8 protein-coding genes are annotated in these 18,398 nt (G+C 53.9%); 5 read left to right on the plus strand and 3 right to left on the minus strand.

What is annotated here, in order from left to right; all coding sequences use genetic code 11:
* Window positions 1-357 precede the first annotated feature (357 nt).
* Window positions 358-5,820 carry an endo-1,4-beta-xylanase gene (locus NHH03_RS11740; protein ID WP_390895560.1) on the minus strand — a complete coding sequence of 1,821 codons (5,463 nt, stop codon included), beginning with the start codon at window positions 5,818-5,820 and terminating at the stop codon, window positions 358-360.
* A 90-nt stretch (window positions 5,821-5,910) separates the two neighbouring features.
* Window positions 5,911-10,509 carry a PVC-type heme-binding CxxCH protein gene (locus tag NHH03_RS11745; RefSeq protein WP_253156241.1) on the minus strand — a complete coding sequence of 1,533 codons (4,599 nt, stop codon included), beginning with the start codon at window positions 10,507-10,509 and terminating at the stop codon, window positions 5,911-5,913.
* 696 nt (window positions 10,510-11,205) lie between these two features.
* Between NHH03_RS11745 and NHH03_RS11750 the strand changes: the two genes are divergently transcribed.
* The 5 genes from NHH03_RS11750 (at window position 11,206) to NHH03_RS11770 (ending at window position 16,906) form a co-directional block, all read left to right on the plus strand.
* Window positions 11,206-13,080: an endo-1,4-beta-xylanase gene (locus NHH03_RS11750; protein ID WP_253156243.1), complete on the plus strand. Its 1,875-nt coding sequence runs from the start codon at window positions 11,206-11,208 to the stop codon at window positions 13,078-13,080.
* A 78-nt stretch (window positions 13,081-13,158) separates the two neighbouring features.
* A complete protein-coding gene (locus NHH03_RS11755; protein ID WP_253156245.1) occupies window positions 13,159-13,608 on the plus strand; it encodes a MarR family winged helix-turn-helix transcriptional regulator in 450 nt (149 codons plus the stop codon).
* A 57-nt stretch (window positions 13,609-13,665) separates the two neighbouring features.
* Window positions 13,666-14,229 carry a flavodoxin family protein gene (locus NHH03_RS11760; protein ID WP_253156247.1) on the plus strand — a complete coding sequence of 188 codons (564 nt, stop codon included), beginning with the start codon at window positions 13,666-13,668 and terminating at the stop codon, window positions 14,227-14,229.
* Window positions 14,230-14,278: 49 nt separating this feature from the next.
* Complete coding sequence (locus NHH03_RS11765) at window positions 14,279-15,649, plus strand: Gfo/Idh/MocA family protein (protein WP_253156249.1); 1,371 nt, start codon at window positions 14,279-14,281, stop codon at window positions 15,647-15,649.
* A 105-nt stretch (window positions 15,650-15,754) separates the two neighbouring features.
* The gene (locus tag NHH03_RS11770; RefSeq protein WP_145215268.1) at window positions 15,755-16,906 is read left to right on the plus strand and encodes a XylR family transcriptional regulator; all 1,152 of its coding nucleotides are present in this window, start codon (window positions 15,755-15,757) and stop codon (window positions 16,904-16,906) included.
* 11 nt (window positions 16,907-16,917) lie between these two features.
* Here the strand turns inward: NHH03_RS11770 and NHH03_RS11775 are convergent, their stop codons facing one another.
* On the minus strand, window positions 16,918-17,994 hold the full coding sequence (locus NHH03_RS11775) for an integrase core domain-containing protein (protein WP_253156251.1): 1,077 nt from the start codon (window positions 17,992-17,994) through the stop codon (window positions 16,918-16,920).
* Between the last annotated feature and the right edge of the window lie 404 nt (window positions 17,995-18,398).

Consider the following 18,398-nt stretch of genomic DNA (forward strand, 5'->3'; position numbering starts at 1 on the left):
CGGAGTGTTTTGCTCCGGTGCGTTTGGACTTGCCGCTTCCTGAGCTATTGCTGGCGCAAGTATCGAGAGAAAGCACGCTGACGATAACGACACACAATACAACGTTGTCTTGACCTCTCTAAACAAGCGAAAGTTCACGATTCTTGTATTCCTATTTTTCACAGATGACTCCAATGCTAAATGGCTTATTCGAGGGAATGCCAAAGTCGGATCTAGGACCGCCCAATCAGATTGTGGAGTATCCGATAAGTCGATCGGTCTAGCAGATTCTGCAGCTGCGGCTTGCCGCCTGAATAGTAATGAAGCAGGCCAAGATTCCTGCTCATGACGCTGCATGATCATTCAGATTGATGCGTGCTACTGTTCCAAGTTCTTCGTGTCGATCGTCCAATCCGGATCTCGTTTCAATTGACTATCGTCGCCAACGAACATCTTCGCGGAAGCCTTATCATCTTTGAGCTGCCAGTTGAGCCAAGCGAGGGCAACGGAGGAGTATTCGCCGCCGTGCGGCCGACGGTAGGTTCCTCCGTGCCCGACGTCTAAGTTGGTCATCACGATGGGCACATGGTCGACTCGGGAGAAATCGTCCATCGCGTTGTTGTAGGCGATGTCGGAAGGGCCGCCCATAATGTACAGGACGGGACCGTGAAACTTCTTGAGGTCTTCCTTAGTCAGGTTCGGCATCGCTGCCATCGGTGAGCGAGAGGGTAATACGCCACTGTTGCAAACAACCGTCGTTGTGACTCGGGGATCGTCCGAGATTTCGATGGCCTGCAATCCACCGCACGACATTCCCATCGCGGCGACTTTGGTCGCATCAATCTTTCCGCAGTAGATGCTGTTTTCATCGGTGTCCTGTGCGATGATCCAGTCCAAGGCAGCAATCAATTGAGAAGAATTCGTCCGCTGACGAGATGTCTCGTTTCGCTGTTGCAACTGATCCAGCGGTCCAATGCCGAGAATAATGAATCCGTGCGATGCAATCTCGTTGAGAAAGTTCTTGTGTTCCTCCGTCGTGTTCGCACACGCTCCATTTCCCCATAGAAGTACCGGCAGCTTCTTTTCGCCTGCAAAAGCAGACAAATCCTCCGGGCGATAAATCGTCATTCCCGAAAGGGTTGGTGCTTCCGTTACGATCGCTGAATAATCACCCTGACCACCGTCTTCAATTTTTTCGTTCTTTGGCGGTTCGGGGGCTCTCTTGGCAGCATCGTCATCGCTATCTGCCACCGCCACAATACTGGCATACGCTGGCTTGACGTTGTTGTTGCCGTCAAAAAGAAGAGGATGTTGCCCCCACCTCCAGGTTCGTCGATCGTTCAGGCCCCAAAATGTAACGCGTTCGATGACGTCTTCATGCTTCTTGAAGATAGCGAACAGCCTTGCGTAGTCGTCGGCCTGAGCGTTCAAGTCGTCGACGGTAGGAGGAGCACTGTTGCGAAACCGTCGTCTTCCGAATTGCCCGCCGGATTCACCACGGATTGTAACGTCGAGTTCCGTGACACTGACTTTCAGTCCAAGCGATGCATAGTCGGTGATCGCCTTTTCGATGTCTTCGAAAGGAACCCGCCCGCTTCGCCAATGGCCTTGAATGCCAACTGCGTCGATGGGAGCGCCATCGGCGAGCAGGCGTTTGAGAAGCACCACCGAACTGGCATGCTTGGGTCCCGACTCGATATTGTAGTCGTTGTAAAAAAGAACAGCATCGGGATCGGCATCACGCGCGAACTTGAATGCCAGCGTGAGAAACTCTGGACCAAGGGTTTGCAACCAAGTCGAGTTGCGTAGATTTTCCGTCTTCGCGGTTTCAGAGTTCCCACCATCGTTGATGGCTTCATTGACCACATCCCAGCTCTGCAACTTCCCTTTGTACCGTCCCGCAAGCGTTTCAATATGTTGTTTCATTCGCCGCTTGACCGTCTCGGGATCACGCCCCTCGAAGAACCAATTGGGCGTCTGCGCATGCCAAACCAAGGTGTGGCCGTGGATGGTCATGTCGTTCTTTTCGGCCCACTGCACCAAAGCATCGGTCCGCTCAAAATCCCAACGATCTTCGGCTGGGTGAACTCGCTCGGGCTTCATGCAGTTTTCGGGAGTGATCGCGGCAAAATGCTCGCCGGCTAGTTTCAACTCCTCCTCTGAATAACGCGAAGGAAGGTCACCGGCCATGCCGACCAGGAATGCGTCTTTGAATGCGTCTTTTATTAGGCGATCGAGTTTGACTTCGACCACCGGAGTAGGATCTTCCTTTGGTGGTGGCTTGGGAAGTTCACGCGTGGCAAGCGACTCTTGGTCGCCCCGTTCTCCAAACGACCTCGTTATCGCGAGATCCTTTCCTTTGCGTTCGCCGCTGAACTCGATGCGAAACTCTCGGTCGCCGAACTGACGAGTCTCAGCAAAGCTGATTGAATCGTTGTCGACTCTAACATCCACGAACTCGACTTTCCGCTCTTCGTCGCGAGCATCTACTTCCGCGTGCGCTGTTGCATCGCCGGCGTCATTGATCGCAATATGGAGGTGGTAAGTCTGCAATCCGAAGGGTGAATCGAATTGGCAATGCCACGTGCCTGTCAAATTTTCGGAACTCTGCTTTGGCGAAGTATTTTCTTGGACCTGTGAGAGCATTGCAGCAGCATATCTCTTACCAAACTCGCGAGAGCCTTCCGGGTTAAAATGGAGTTTGTCGTCGGTCGGCAAACCTGCTGACGATATCACCCGAGCACCTGAGATTGCATCCGGTAACGTCGCAATGATCGCGTTGTGACTTGCACATCGGCCTCCCTGATCAGCGTGCACCATCTCTCCGGCCAACAGTGGCACCTCGTTTGGATCTAAATCGAGGTCCTTCATCAAGTCGTCATAGACGGACTTGACTTTCTCGGGCCACTCTTTGTCCCCGGTATTGGATTCGCCCTGATGGAGAAGAATCCCTTTGATGACGCCATGCTTCTTCGCCTTCGTAGCCATGTCGACAAGGTACTGATAAGGATTTCCCTCGTAGGCTTTGACGATGTTTTTCAACCAGTCTCTCTCGCCGTCGATATAAGACTGAAACGACTGCTTCTGATACAGTTCGATTTTGCATCCGGGCACACAAACCTTGATGATTCCGACGCGGACGTCGTCTGCAAGCGAACGAACCATCGTTTTCCCGAAGGAATCGACCATGCAAATGCCTCGCCCTCGCGCGGCCAGCGGTGGGACGGCGTGGTACCAGCTTCCTTTCTGCCAGCCCCTTTGTTCATTGTCAAAGTCGGCCATCACCAGCAGACGCTCGGGTACGTCACGGTCAGCGTCATTCATCCGCCCGCCGCTATCCATGTTGGATTGGCCGAAGCAGAGATAAACATGGAAGTTTGGGTCGACCGAGTCGGTCATTGCGACTGCCTGTTGTCGCTGAGCATCCGCCCCACGTTGCATCGCTTCCTTCGCGTTCTTGGACACCAGGTCGTCAACCGATTTCGACTTCTTCGCTGTTGCCTTTTCCGTTGCGAAGTCGCCTACCTTTCGCGAAAACAGGATCGTGTCGCCGTCTATCTTCCCCTCGTATTCAATACGAATTTCGTTTCCACCAAAATTCAGGTTTTCGACGAACGAGATGGTATCGCCGGTCCGTTTGACCTGCTCAAAGGTAACATCGCGTGATCGACCATTGACTTCAGCTCTCGCCGTTGCGGAGAGTTCGCCGCTTTCCTTGCCAAAGGTCATTGCATAACTTTGGACGCCAATTTGAGTATCAAAGTCAACCTTCCAGCTGCCTAACAGGCTGTCTTCAGGTTGAAACAACAGAGGGGCGAATTCCTTCAAGCTACGTCGCCAAGTCTGCCATTCGTGGGCAGTTTCAGGAGACAGGTAGTAGTGGGCATCGATTCCCATCTCTTTCAATTGCTTAACGGAGTCGGCCGGGTTTCCTCCTCGACGAGTTCGGCCGCCTTCGACCTCCTTGCTTCCGTAGCTAACGAACACGAGTTCGACTTTGTCTGTGAACCCTTGTGTGTTCTCGACATCCTCTTTTCCAATCGTGGCTCCACTGAAGAGGCCGATGTGAGAAAACTTGTCAAGGTTGCGAAGCGTGATTGACTTCGTTTCCATGCTACCCATCGACAGTCCAGCCATGGCACGATTCGTTTGATCGGTCAATGTGCGGAAGTTCTGGTCGATATGTGGAACGAGTTCATCAACGAGGACCGTTTCAAAGTCCTTGATGTCAAAGTTCCGAAGCCCGCCCATTCGAACTTCGTTGGTCATGCCATAGGTCATGACGATGATGAATGGCTTCGTCTTACCTTCCGCGATCAAATTGTCCATGATCAGACCGGCGTGGCCCTGGACGCTCCAGCCATATTCGTTTTCACCCCAGCCGTGCTGCAAGTACAGCACTGGGTAGCGTTCCTCTTGATTGCTGTCGTAGCCCGGTGGTGTATAAACGAAAGCTCGCCGCTCGGAATCCGTGCTATCTGAATGAAAGTAGATCTCGCGAACTTGGCCGTGGGGAATGTTTTTCAGTGCGTAGAAATCACGATCGTGGGCAGGAATCTCAATTCCGCTCCCCCAACGCATTGCTCCGAAATAGTATTTGCTGTTGGGATCCGGAACGTGGGCACCATCGATGATCAATTCATAGTAGTGGAAGCCTTCGTCAAGAGGTCGTGAGTAGCCGACCCATGCCCCATCTTCACCTTTTACGAACTCGGTGCTGTCGCGAAATGTCGTTGCCACGCTATTCGCTTCCGGCGCGACGACGCGAAACTTGATCCGACCTTGGGAATTGACCTGCGGGTAGTCTCTTCCAGCTTGGTTGGTAGGCGCCGGCTTGAAATCGTCTTTGATGCCTTCAGGAACATTACTTCCAGCAGCCGCGTTCTCATTTTCATTCGCAGAAGGCTGTTCATTCGAATTGGTCGTCGTGTCTTCCTGCAGCTCTGAGTCCTTCGATGACTTCTGAAATACTAATTGAGCAAAATAATAAAGATTGTTTCGCCAGTGGGTCGGATCGTGTCCGTGCGAGTCGACGTTCCAGATGTGTGGAATGTCGTTCTCATTCAAATAGCGCTGCAGACGTTGACTGATTCGGATCAATCCGTCTTGGTTTCCACATGACAAGTAGAGTAGCTCGAGTTGTTCCTTCGCCTTTTCTGGATCGGGGACCAATTCCTCTGGGGCCTTGGTATTGGGCGCGGACGAGAATCCACCGACCCAGGCAAACGTGTCCAGGTTGGTCAGTCCGAAATTCAGCGACTGGCCACCGCCCATCGACAAGCCGGCCAGGGCTCGATGTTCTCGATCGGCCTGAACGGAATAACGCGACTCGATGGTGGGAATGACGTCATCGAGCAAGTCTTTCTCAAAAACGGCAAATGCTGGAGCACTCGCCATCACATTGCCTTCGGCGCGATCATTCTTCTGCGCGCGGCCGTTCGGCATCACCACAATCATCGGAACCGCTTTGCCATCCGCGATCAGGTTGTCAAACAACACATCAGGTGTCGCAAAACGCTGCCACTCGGTTTCGTCGCCGCCAATGCCGTGCAACAAATACAAGACAGGGAACTTCTTCTCGCTCGAGTACCCCGGGGGCGTGTAGACGTTCATCTTGCGATTCGTGCCGACCGTCTTCGACTCATAGTCGATCATCTCCAACTTGCCGTGCGGAATGTCTTCCCGCTTTGCAACGATGCTATCTGCAGGATCGGGATAAGTTTGCTTGTCGTCGGGACCAAGTTCGATCGGGCCGCCGAATCCGCCTCCGCGACGACCCTGGCGAGGACGTTCCGGGTTTTGCTCCTGTGCTTGGGCAACGGCACTGGCAAGCTGTAGCATGCCGAGCAGGACTAGAACAACTAATTTTCTCATGAGAGGGTCTCGATACGGAAGAAGATGAGAAGGAACGTCAACGAATCACCGTCGGGTCTAGTGACCTTCACCTGCAAACTCGACGGTCACCGCAAACACGAGCGGAAGCGAAAAGTCACCTCCTTTCAAGAATTCGATTTTCGTAAGTGCTTTGTCAGCTTCGGCAGGAATCTTCAAGTAGCGGATTTGCTTGCCGCCGGCTTCAATCGCCTTCTTCGATTCCGGCACATCCTCGCCCGCTTGGTAAGTCACGATGTGCTTGCCGTTTACCAGTTCAAAATCACTTGTGCTTCCGTCAGCGTAATGACGACGGACGATCATGCTGGTCGTTTCGTCCTTGAAACGCGGGTAGGCAGCCCAGGCGACGCCCCCCAACATGTGAATCGTTTTCACGTTTCCAGCGCAGTCGAGGCTAGCCGATTCTGGCAACGTGCTTGGGAATCGCGATGATTGACGTTGCAAACCGATGATGTTGGCGATCCGATCTCCCTGGGGATCGACCAATTCGAACGGAACGCCTTCGACCTCCACACGCCCGTAGGAATCGAGTACAAACTCGTCTCCAGGTCGTCCGCGGAATCCGGGGAGGCCTTTTTTGCTGTTGATGGTCGCAGAGCTAGAGATGTTCAGCGGCGCGTACTTGCCACGTTTGGCGAGAAACGAAAGCAGATCCGCCATTTCAGTTTTACTGATCGAGCTTTCAAAACCCTCTGGCATCAATGACTTGTGCGACGAAGTCAATTGCTCGATGTCTTCGCGAAGGACCAGCTTTTCTTTGCCTTGCGTGTCGATGATGCGTAGCGAGTTTGCCGACTCGCCGGCTAGCATTCCGGAGAGCACATTTCCGTCGACGGTCAAAATCTGGTACGTGCGGAAGTTGCTTTCGACGCTTCGCGATGGATCGAGGACGTTCATCAAGATTTCTTCTTTGGGATGAACCGCCATGCCCGTCAAGTTAGGACCGATTTCTTGTCCGATTTCGCCATGGATGTGGCAAGCCGAGCAATGTTTCTTGAACATAGCCAGGCCGTTCGTCACATCGCCATCCACGGCAGCGACCGGTAACCATTGATCGACCAATGCTTGGCGATTAGATGTTACCATCGCACCTCGCGTTTCCATCAACTCCTTCGCTCGCGATGCTATCGATGAGGTGGGGTGGTTCAGTAAGGCTTGGCGTTGATCGAGCTGAAGATCATTGAATTGCACTTGTCCATCGGCAATGGCGTCCAGCAAATCTTCAGTGCCGTCGGCTCGGGATAAAAGCAACGTCAGAACTTGGCTACCGAGTTTTGGCCCCAGCGAGGTTTTCATGTCCAACAACGTTTCGGAAAGACCATTCACGCGCGCGGCCTGCAGTGAGTTCAGTGCCGCGATCCCAGTTTCTGGAGCCAGTTGCGGTGTAAAGAACGCTTCGACCGCGTCGAGAATCTTTGGACTCATTGGTGCAAGGCGAATCGCTTGATCCCAAGCACTCAGACGTTTCTCGGAATCGGCATCCGCGTCCAAAGCGGTTGTCAGCAGTTCGTCCTGTATTTCACTGACAATCTCGTTTAGGTTCGTGATCGACCACTTGTCGGCTACCGCCAGGATCGCGGCTTTGCTTTCGACCGAAGTGTCGTTGGCTAAGAAGCGGTCACGAACAATTTTCTGTGATGACTCGGGAAGATTAAGAACCAGATCTCGCGGCCAACCCTTTGCTAAGCCTTCCCAGACCGTGACGGCGACTGGCGAATCGGGCGAGATTTCAAGCAGCTCGCTGATTTGCTCAGCTGTGGGATTGCTCCGCGCGAGGTGCTCCGCCAGAACGGCAATCCGTTGATTGAGCGAATTCGCCGCGGACGGACTCATTTTGCCGAGCGCCACGATCGTCGCAGCAGGATCGGTCGAAGCAGCGGAAGTCCATGCGTCCAATAAAACGCGATCGTCTTCGATCGAAGGTATCAAGCCAGTAAGCTCGTCGCCGCTGATCGCAGCGTTCGCTTTTCCTTCTGCAACGCGCAGCAACAAGGTCAACCGCACCTTGGGGTCGACATCGTTTTGCAGACCCGCTTCAATCGCCTTGGCGACTTGCTCGCTACCGCAACTCGTGATTGCCGCGTTGCGCACGGGGCTGGATACATGACCGAAACCGGCGGCACACGCCTTTGCAAGTGCAGCGACTGCTGATTCGTTACCCGTTTCCGACATGCCTGCAAGCGTCCAAATCGCATGCATTGCGGCTGGGTTTAATCCGATCTCGTCGACTTGATCATTGTCGACCAATGAAACGAGAGCACTGAGCGTCGCATCGTCAGCCGCCCCACGTTCCACCAAAAGACGTTGTGCCGTTCGACGCCAAAAGAAATTGTCATTACTGAGTGCCGTAACCAACTCGGCGTTCTCTGCATCAGCGAGTTGTAACGTTCGCGTCGCAGAGCCGCTGCCTGCCTCGTCGGTCACCAATCGATAGACTCGGGCAAAACGTTTGTCTCGCAGATCACTTTCATAAGCAGCCCCTTTGCCGGTTTGGAAACCGTTGGGCGTCGGGTTGTGCTGAACAATGTAGTTGTACCAGTCCAAGACCCATACGTTGCCGTCGGGACCGACCTCCGACATGATCGGAGCTGACCAGTCATCGATGCTGGCAACCGTGTTGAACGCGTTTCGACTTCGATAGCTTGCACCGTCCTTCTCCAGCACGAAAGAACCAACGAGGTGCCCCGTCGGACCGCAGACCATTTGAATTCGGTTCCACCAAGTCGGTGGATAGTTGCGAGCGGTGTAGATTGCTGAGCCGCAACCGGCTGTAAATCCGCCGTGCCAGTCCACCTGACGGATGCGATCATCGATCGGATCGAACTGATGCGACTGGGCAATATTTTGAAGAGTCTCGGGCGACCAGCCGGCGACTTGATCGTAATACCGATTGGGAATCGGCATGTGAACGCTCGGGCAACCGTTGGCAGTTGAACCAAAGACATAGCCTTCCTCGCTGAAACCCAGCCCCCAGGTGTTGTTGTTCGTGCCTCTCATGAACTCCAATGCATCGACACGGATTGTGTGCTGATCGAAGTCGCTTGATTGGCTGTCTGCGACTTTGCCCGTTTCCGCGTCGATCGCATAGGCTGGCGCTGTCTCATCCGAGGCACCCGCCTTGACCTTGAATCGCCAAAACCCTTGGCGGAAACGCATTTGCGGTTCGCCGTTGATTACAGGCTGGGAATTGTTGTAGCCCTGCATGCCCCAGATCCAATTGTCGGGGCCATACTGAAAATTGCTGACGCCGCCGTGCGTGTCGCCCAGCGCCCAGCCGGTAATCAGCGACTGTCGAAAATCGGCCTTGTCGTCGCCATCGATGTCCTTCAAATAGATCGTCTCTTCGCCGTCCTGGACGATCACGCCACCCCGGTAGCAAACCAGTGTCGATGGAATGCTTAGATTTTCTGCAAAGACCGTGAACTTGTCGGCCTGGCCATTGTTGTCGGTATCTTCGCAAATCTTGATGCGGTCGCGGCCGACGGCTGATTTTTCCTTAAGTTCATTGGGGTAGTCCACAGTTTCGCAAACCCACAAACGCCCGTCCTCGTCCCAGTTCATTGCGATCGGCTTACCCTTTAGCCCCGCGGTCTTGTCGTTTTGCTGGGGAGAGCCGGGCCAGTTGTCGGTCGACTCCTTGGCCCAGATCGCGAGTTGCGTTCCTTCCGGAGTCGCGAACGCTTTGATGGACTTTTCCGCTGGCAGAGGGTCTTGCATCTTCGAGAACGGTTCGGCCTGCGTTCCCCACTGAGCACCCGGCGTGTAGTTGGGGATCTTCGCCCCCACGTCTGTCGTTGCAAATTCTTCATCGTCGACCGAAGGCGGATTCATCTCCGGCGCAGAAAAGGGACGATTCGCAGCGATGACCGCTTCCGCTTTGGGATCTGCAGGCCTGCCGCTGTCGGCCGAAGCTGCGGTGAGCGTCTGACCACAGGCCCACAAAACACCGCGTGCGAGCAGCTTTTGAAAATCATTGTTGGACCACGTCCGATGATCGTGTCCCCACGCGGTATAGAAAACGCGACCTTGTCCGCTCGTCCGGATCCATGTGTAGGGTTCACCATCGGGATTGCTCACGGGGCCGGATTCGTCGCTCCGTGTCTCAAGTACTGTCATGTCCGGGTTGAGCTTGCTGTGGCGGTAGCTTTCGTCCATCGACCGAACCGGGTCCAGCCCCCGCATGATCTCATGATCGGAAGCCACGATCTCGGTTTCAAAGCGAGTGAACCCGTGACTTCGAAACTGACCGCCAACTAATTCGATGTACTTATCAGAATTGAGAAAACAGAACGACGCGCAGTGAACGGGAATCAGGCCTCCACCATTGTGAACATAGTTCAGCAGAGCCGACTCGGCCTCCGGTGTGATTTGTTCAATGTTTGCGAAGACCATCAGCCCTTCATATTTGGCGAGACGATCTTCGTTGAGGTCGCTCAGCTTCTCCGTGTAAGTAAGTTCGATCCCCTGCTCTCGGAGCGGCCCTGCCAAATACCGATAGAATTCGGATGGCCTATGGAATCCTCTGTCGCCAAGCATCAATACCGAGATTTGAGATTCCTGAGCCGATGCGAAGCCGCAGGCGAGAAAGATAAGGACGAGCAGATTTGCAGTCGCAACGTGTTTTGATAAAGCAGTCATCTTGTTTCTGGTAGGCCTATTTCGTTGACGGTGCAAACTCCACCGCTCGATGTTCATCTAAGCAGATAGAGCTGGATTCTCGGTGGACAACATGCCGCCGCCAGGATCAATAGTGGGACGAGATATCGCGAATGATGGAGTGGCGGTACTGTGCGTTATAGCCACATTGAGCTCAATGGAAATGAGGAATTGCGCACCTGCACGGAGCTATTTCACAGGTTCGCAGCAGATCCGCTCGGCAGATAACCGTGCGTACACGCACAAACCCCAGCCCGGTCTGAAAGTTCTGCAAATTGGTGAGCCAATCCATTATTTTCGGGGATATTTCGATTCCATTGGGCGAACTCAACGGAACGACGCGCCATCTCCTAGTGAGCGTTAGATTTGCATTGCACGGTAGCTGTGCGCCATTCGCTGGAATTGGCGACGCTGCGTCATTTGGGCCAGCGTCCATTTGCCAGGCAGCGCGGACAGCAACGATGTGGACCGCCATTGCAAGCAGCTGCCCCCTCGATGCACGTGAAATGGTTTCAAAAGTTGGGACTACGTCCTCGTATGTTTGCTGTGTACACTCTTGCCAAAGTGGAGTTATTTCACGGCCTCATCTCGGTGATCTCGTCAGACGATCCGGCTCGCGTGTAGGGAAGACGCAAGCAGCGCAATTATCAATACAGGCACGCCATGCAATTCAGATCCTTGCTTGTTCTTCTATCGTTCACACCCTTCTTGGTCGTTGCGGGTGCTTCAGTCGCTCAAGAGAGCAGCGGACCAACTGACACGGCCGCATTGAAAGAAGTGGTCGGAAATCGCTTCAAGATTGGCGTTGGGGTGAGTGAACAGATTCTCTCCGACCCGAAATGCAGCGACTTGATTCGTGAACAGTTTCAGATTCTTACACCTGAGAATTGCATGAAGCCGCAGGGCATTCATCCTGAGGAAGATCGCTGGAACTTCGCCGCACCGGATCGCTTCGTCGCGTTCGCTAAGCAGAACAATCTGGAAGTTGTCGGTCATTGCTTGGTTTGGGCCAAGGATGATCGAACCGACGAGTGGATGAAGAACGGCAAAGATGGGAACGCTGTATCGCGAGACGAATTACTCGCAAGGATTGAAGATCATGTTGCAACGGTTGTCGGTCGCTATCAAGAGACGGCAACGATGTGGGATGTCGTCAATGAAGCACTGGCGGACGGAGACGAAGGCTACCTACGCGAATCGGTGTACAGCACCACCGCGGGAATCGACTTCATCGAAATGGCATTTCGCACCGCGCGCAAACACGATCCCGATGCTCTGCTCATCTACAACGATTACAACTGCCACTTTCCGGGCAAACGCAAGAAGCTGATTCGGTTGCTTACGGAACTAAAGGAGCGCGGCGTCCCCGTGGATGCTTACGGTATGCAGGGCCATTTCGAACTAGGCGATGACTCCATTACGCAACTGAGGGAAACGTTCGAGGCACTTCGGGGACTTGGTATTCAAATTGTGGTCTCCGAGTTGGATATCGATGTCGTCACTCGTGGAAAATGGTGGTCCGAAGACGGAAAATACCGTGACGAACTGAAGACGTACGATCCCTACAAGGACGGCTTGCCAAGAGATGTTGAACGGCGAGTGACGGATCAATATGTCGCTTTGTTTCGCTTGTTCGATGAATACCAGGAGACAATCGCACGCGTTTCGTTTTGGAACTTGCACGATGGCCAAAGTTGGCTGAACTACTTTCCATGGGATCGAACCAACTATCCGCTCTTGTTCGATCGGGAGTTGAAACCAAAACCGGTTTACGACGCAGTCATCAACGTGCTTCGCGATTCCACCCCAGTCCGAGCCAAGCCAATTCAAACCGGCACGGGCCACGCCCCTCACGAGCGAACCGATTGGGTGTCGCGGGCGGCGCACGAGCAATTGTTGCGAAAGGCCAAACAGGGAAAGGTCGATATCTACTTCCAGGGCGATTCAATCACGCGTCGCTGGGGCGCAACGGACTATCCGCATTTGCTCGAACACTGGAAAAAGAGCTTTCACGGATGGAATGCAGCCAACTTTGCTTGGGGGGGTGATAACACGCACAATATTCTCTGGCGGATGCGAAACGGGGAGCTGGATGGGTTGATCCCGAAGATCGTTGTGCTGCAAGCGGGAACCAACAATTTGCCTTGGGAAGGGGCAGCGAAGCAAGCAACCATTGATGACGTCGTCGATGGTGTGGTAGCGATCATCGACGAGTTCTCGCAGCGTTGCCCAGACGCCGCCATCGTGTTGACCGGACTTTTCCCGCGAGACCAGAACACGGATCTCACTCCAACGATCAAGGAGATTAATGCTCGCCTTCACTCGCTGGCGATGGATCGGCAGATTCGATTTCTCAACCTCAACGCTCAACTAACCGATGCAGAGGGGCGTTTCCTGCCTGGGTATTCCAGCGATGGTTTGCATCTTGAACGACCCGCCTACGAAGTCTGGGCTTCCGCTTTAAGGCCGATCTTCCAAGGAATCCTTGGTCCACCAGCTGCGACCGATGATGCGCCTAATCCGACGGGTGTCCCTTCGGAGACCGATCCATGATGGGTGCATCACGAACGCCCATAGATCGGCGAGGGTGGCCATCAGACATTTTCTTTCGCGTAGGAGTCGCTTGAATAGATGAAGGAATCCACACAGCAAGAGCGAGAGTTGCCGTTAGCGTTGCGTGCGGCCTACATGGCGCTTCACCGCAACACGGAAGCAGCGTTTGCTCAGCATGGCGTGACCGCTGACCAATTTGTGCTTCTATTGGCACTCTCCGAGGGCCAAGCATTGACGCAGCGTGAACTGGCCGACCGAATCTCCTCTGATCCAAGTACGGTCCGAGCGATGCTGGTGTTACTGGAAAAGATGGAACTGATCCAAAGGGCAAGCCACCCAACCGATTCCCGCGCCAAAACCGTAGCGCTGACCGCCAGCGGAAAACGAAAGCTGCGCAAGCTTTGGAAAGCCGGGCAAGCCATCCGCGATGAAATGTACGGGTGCATGACGCCGGATGAGGCGGACACGCTGATCCGCCAGTTAAGAAACATCACTGCCACGCTCAATCAAGAAAAATCACTCGTTTAGCGTCGGTCGATAGGACGTCAATTCTTATGACCTTATCACCCACAAACTGAAAGTTCGATGACGAAGATTTTGGTCCTTTACCATTCCAATACCACAAACACTCAGCGTATGGCGAAGCTGGTGGCTGAAGGTGCGCAGCAGCTCGACGATACTGAAGTCCGACTGCGTAGCATCGAAGAGGCCGATCATACGGACTTGGAATGGTGTGACGGACTCGCGCTTGGCTCTCCGACCAACTACGGCTGCGTGAGTTGGCAAATGAAACGGTGGTGGGACCAGCAACCCATTGAAAACTGGGGGAAACGAGATGGAAAGATCGGCTGCGTCTTTTCTTCCGCCGGAGCTTGGGGTGGCGGCCAGGAATGGACCTGCATGGCATTGCTGTCCATTCTGATCAACTACGGTTTTCTCGTTTTCGGCTTGACCGATTACTCCGGCATCAAATTCTCGGCTCACTACGGAGCCATATCCGCGGGCGCCCCTGAGGAGGAACGAGTGCAAGAGGCCTGTCGCCGACTCGGGAGAAGGTTGTCGGAGTGGACGGCGAACATGATTCATGGACGAACGGAGGCACATCCTTTGAACCAGTCCTACGAACGCTTCAAAGACCTAGGCAAATAGATCCCAAGAACGATTTCAACATTTCCCGTTCTCTTAACGAGGTTCCACAATGAAGCCGCAAACAAGATTCAACCGACGTGATTTTCTTCAAACGGCAACCGCCGCCACTGCGGCTGGCGTCTTTATAGGCACCAGTTCCGCTTCACACGCGCAAGACTCGCCGAATGAACGTCCCGTTTTTGCCACGATTGGACTGCGAAACCAAGGGTGGACGATCACGGACAAGTCAACCAAGTTCGCGGACTTCGCGGCCTTTGCCGACGTCGATGCCAATGTACTGGGAGCGATCAACGAAAAGCTTGAGAAGAAAACCGGCAAGAAAGCTGAGGGATACAAGGACTACCGCGAAGTGCTTGACCGCAAAGACATCGACGCGGTGATGATCGCAGCTCCGGATCACTGGCACACCAAGATCTCCGTCGAAGCGATGCTCGCTGGCAAAGACGTGTACTGCGAAAAGCCGCTGACCTTGACGATCGACGAAGGCAAGTTGATCGAAAAGATCGTCAAACGAACCGGGCGAGTGTTCCAAGTCGGAACCATGCAGCGGACTGAAAACCAGCACCGGTTCCTCAAAGCCATCGCACTGATCCGCGAAGGACGAATCGGGGAGATTCGCAAGGTCACCTGTGGAATCAACGGTGCTACCGGTTCGCCCGTAATCCCAGTCATCGATCCTCCTGAAGGTCTCGATTGGGACATGTGGCTCGGCCCAGCCCCCAAGGTTCCGTACAGAGCGGGGACCGAAATGCGTCGAGGATATGGTGGCGGCGTACCGCTTTACACCAATTGTCACTATGCATGGCGTAATTGGTACGAAACCTCCGGTGGCCAGATGAATGATTGGGGTGCTCACCACGTGGATATTGCGACGTGGGCACTAGGCGCGAGCGAAACCGGCCCGGATAAGGTGACGCCGGTCAGCTACTCGTTGCCGGTCGAGTACAAGGATGGCTATCCGACGGTCAGCGATCAATACAATTCGCCAACCAAGTTTGAGATCCACGTTAACATGCCGGGCGACATTCCAATGATCATCACCAGCGAAGGTGACAACGGCATTTTGTTTGAAGGAACCAAGGGTCGATTCTTCGTTAATCGCGGAAGGCTGGCGGGCAAGCCAATCGAAGATCTGGAAACCAACCCGTTGCCTGAGGACGCAGTGGAAAAAGTCTACGGCGGCCCTGTCAGCGAGAATCATACCGCCAACTTCATCGAAGGCATGCGCTCGCGTGAACAACCGATCTCCGATGTTTGGACACACAACCGGATGCTCGAAACTTGCCACTTGGCAAACATCGTGATTCGCTTGGGGCGTGAACTGAATTGGGATCCGACCAAGCGTGAGATCATCGGCGACGACAAAGCCAACTCGTTCCTTTCACGGGAAAGTCGTAAGGGTTACGAGATCAACATGTAGTGGTTTGTAGCGTTAGATGCCTCCGTGAATCGATACAGTTCCGGAGGTGCCTTCCAGGTTGATGCCGGCATTTCACAATGACTCTCCCAGTTGTTCTTGTAGCCAATGACTCGACGATCTGTCGCCCTGCTGATAGAAACCTCAAACGGATATAGCCGAGGCTTACTCGAAGGGGTCATTTCCTACACCAAAGAGCATGGAAATTGGTCTGTCTATTTGACCGAACAGGAACGCGGTGCGCCGCCACCCGCCTGGTTAGAAACCTGGGGCGGGGATGGGATCATCGCCAGGATTGAAACTGATTCAGTCGGTTGCCAATTGCAACGATGTGGTGTTCCAATCGTTGACCTCAGTGCGGCCCGGCACGTCAAAGGAGTTCCTTGGGCCGACACGGAAGACAAAGCGATTTCACGATTGGCAGTCGAGCATTTCATTGCGCGAGGTTTCCGGAACCTTGCTTATTGTGGAGATGCTGGTTTTCAATGGTCATCGAAACGATGCCAGCACTTTCGGCAGTTTGCTGAGGCATCTGGATGCAAGGTTTTCGAGCATCAATCCGTAGCACGGTATGACCGCGCCTTTGACGCTGTCGCTGAGAAGCGGCGAATCATGGTTTGGGTTCGCCAGCTTCCGCGCCCGGTTGCAATCATGGGATGCTATGACTTCAAGGCGCAAGAGGTTCTAGATGCCTGCCGGCAGTTGAAGCTCGCTGTTCCGACAGAAGTCGCGGTGCTGGGAGTCGACGACGACCATTTGATTTGCGAACTGTCTGACCCGACGCTCTCGAGCGTCATTCCAGATACCAAACGCACTGGATACGAGGCAGCAAGTCTGCTTGACAGAATGATGTCCGGCGAGGTTTTCACAACTGAAGAACCGCTGATCACTCAACCGCTAGGGATTCAGCTTCGCGAGTCGACTGATACAGTCGCGATAGAAGACGAGCAGATCGCCAGAGCCCTCCAGTACATTCGGCGGAAGGCATCCGCCAATATTCGCGTCATCGATGTCTTAGACAACATTGACCTGTCGCGTCGAGTCTTTGAACATCGCTTCAAGAAATTAGTCGGGCGGACGCCGCACCAGGAGATTCAAAGGGTTCGCATGAATCGGGTGAAAGAGCTGCTACGTGAGACGGACTTGACCGTTCCCCAAATTGCCGAGCGACTTGGGTTTGAACATTCCGAATACTTGGGCGCTGCGTTCAAGCGGGAAATTGGCGTTTCCCCGGGTGAGTACAAGCGGAAAAACTCTTGACTGAACTGTCTTCATGCGGTGCGGCGATACGACATTAAGTGATCACCAAGTAGTGTCTCGCGAATCACCTGGTCCTTCGAGAACGGTCTTAGCGGAAACGTCACCTCTTGCCGAAGCGGCGGAAGGTGATCTCGTTCGGTATGGCCGCGGCGTTTGTTGTACCAGTTCTGGGTGGTGCGAAGGATGCTGTTGAGGTGCTCGTTCGTCACGATGCAGAATGCATTAAGTACCTCATGTTTGATCGACTGAATGACTCGCTCAACGTGAGCCTGCAAATTTGGCGACCGAATTGGCGTCAGTTTAATCTTGCCGCCAGTCGACTTGACAATTTCGTCAAACAAGTCGGTGTACTTGGAATCACGATCACGCATCAGGAACTCGCACTTCAAGTCGTTGTCCTGTAGATGCATTTGGAAGTTGCGTCCCTGCTGAGTCGTCCAGGCACCGTTCGGAGTCTCCGTACAAGGCGAGATCCAGATTTGCCGAGTGCCGATGTGGATGAAGACCATGAAGTAGACATCGACCAAACCTTTCAGCGTCCACTTCTTTTTCCAGGCAAAGTCGCACTGCCACAACGTATCGGCGTGGCGTTTGAGAAACTTCTGCCAAGTGTCGGGGTGGTCTCCCGGCGTGGGCGCAAGGCCGGCTTCGACGATCACGTTTTTCACCGTTTGCCGAGAAACGTGGACGCCCATCCGGCGCAGTTCTTGCAGGATTTTTGTGTAGCCGAACCCGGTCTCTTTCCGAATCTGCAGGATTGTTTCGCGCACATCATCTTCGATCTTCGGACGGCCGGTGCCGCGCTTTGCTGACTTTTTCTTCGACGCCGGCATGTTGTCTTCCATCTTCCGAACCCATCGCCGAAACGTTGAATATGAAACGATTGTCATCACGTCCTTGATCTTACCGCCCAGCTTCTTGCCATGCGTGACCAATATTTTTCTCTCACGATTGTTCAATGTGACGCGGCCGGGTAACTTGGACCGAAGGATCTCGTTCTCCGCTTTGAGGTAGCGAACCTGCTGGGCCAGTTCCTGCCGTGTCAACGACGCCAAGAGTGTCAAAAGCGGGTGGACAATGTTCGCCATTGTGCGATGAAAAACCTTGCAAATGCGGGGGCAATCGGAGTAGCGACATTTTTTTACCCCGCTGAAACGACGAGCGTACGGACCAATTCCCAGCCGCAATGGCCGCAAGCGTGAACCTTGCCTTGCCGTTCAAACTTCGGCCGCGCCGTTTAGAAAAACCGGAACAGATTGCCGGCGATGGAGTCCCTTCGGGCAACATTCTCTCGCCCTGTTAACCACTCGCAGACCTGCGAGAAAAAGCAGCTTCGGTTTACAGCAAAGCCGCCATCAACTTTCGTTCTTGATTCGTCACGGTTCCCAACGAAAGAGACGGGAATCGCATCGCAGCAGCGATTCCAGGCCGAAAAGCCCTGCAAAATCTGGTGACTCTCTCCGGATTGGTTTTGTACAGGGAGCACCGGATT

The sequence above is a fragment of the Stieleria tagensis genome, assembly GCF_024129865.1.
GTDB lineage: Bacteria > Planctomycetota > Planctomycetia > Pirellulales > Pirellulaceae > Stieleria > Stieleria tagensis.

Excerpts from the sequence above, each read along its gene's own strand:
- NHH03_RS11745 (WP_253156241.1), bottom strand. The coding sequence starts at position 10,509 with ATGACTGCTTTATCAAAACACGTTGCGACTGCAAATCTGCTCGTCCTT.
- NHH03_RS11770 (WP_145215268.1), top strand. The coding sequence starts at position 15,755 with ATGACTCGACGATCTGTCGCCCTGCTGATAGAAACCTCAAACGGATAT.
- NHH03_RS11755 (WP_253156245.1), top strand. The coding sequence starts at position 13,159 with ATGAAGGAATCCACACAGCAAGAGCGAGAGTTGCCGTTAGCGTTGCGT.
- NHH03_RS11775 (WP_253156251.1), bottom strand. The coding sequence starts at position 17,994 with ATGGCGAACATTGTCCACCCGCTTTTGACACTCTTGGCGTCGTTGACA.
- NHH03_RS11765 (WP_253156249.1), top strand. The coding sequence starts at position 14,279 with ATGAAGCCGCAAACAAGATTCAACCGACGTGATTTTCTTCAAACGGCA.
- NHH03_RS11760 (WP_253156247.1), top strand. The coding sequence starts at position 13,666 with ATGACGAAGATTTTGGTCCTTTACCATTCCAATACCACAAACACTCAG.
- NHH03_RS11740 (WP_390895560.1), bottom strand. The coding sequence starts at position 5,820 with ATGCTACAGCTTGCCAGTGCCGTTGCCCAAGCACAGGAGCAAAACCCG.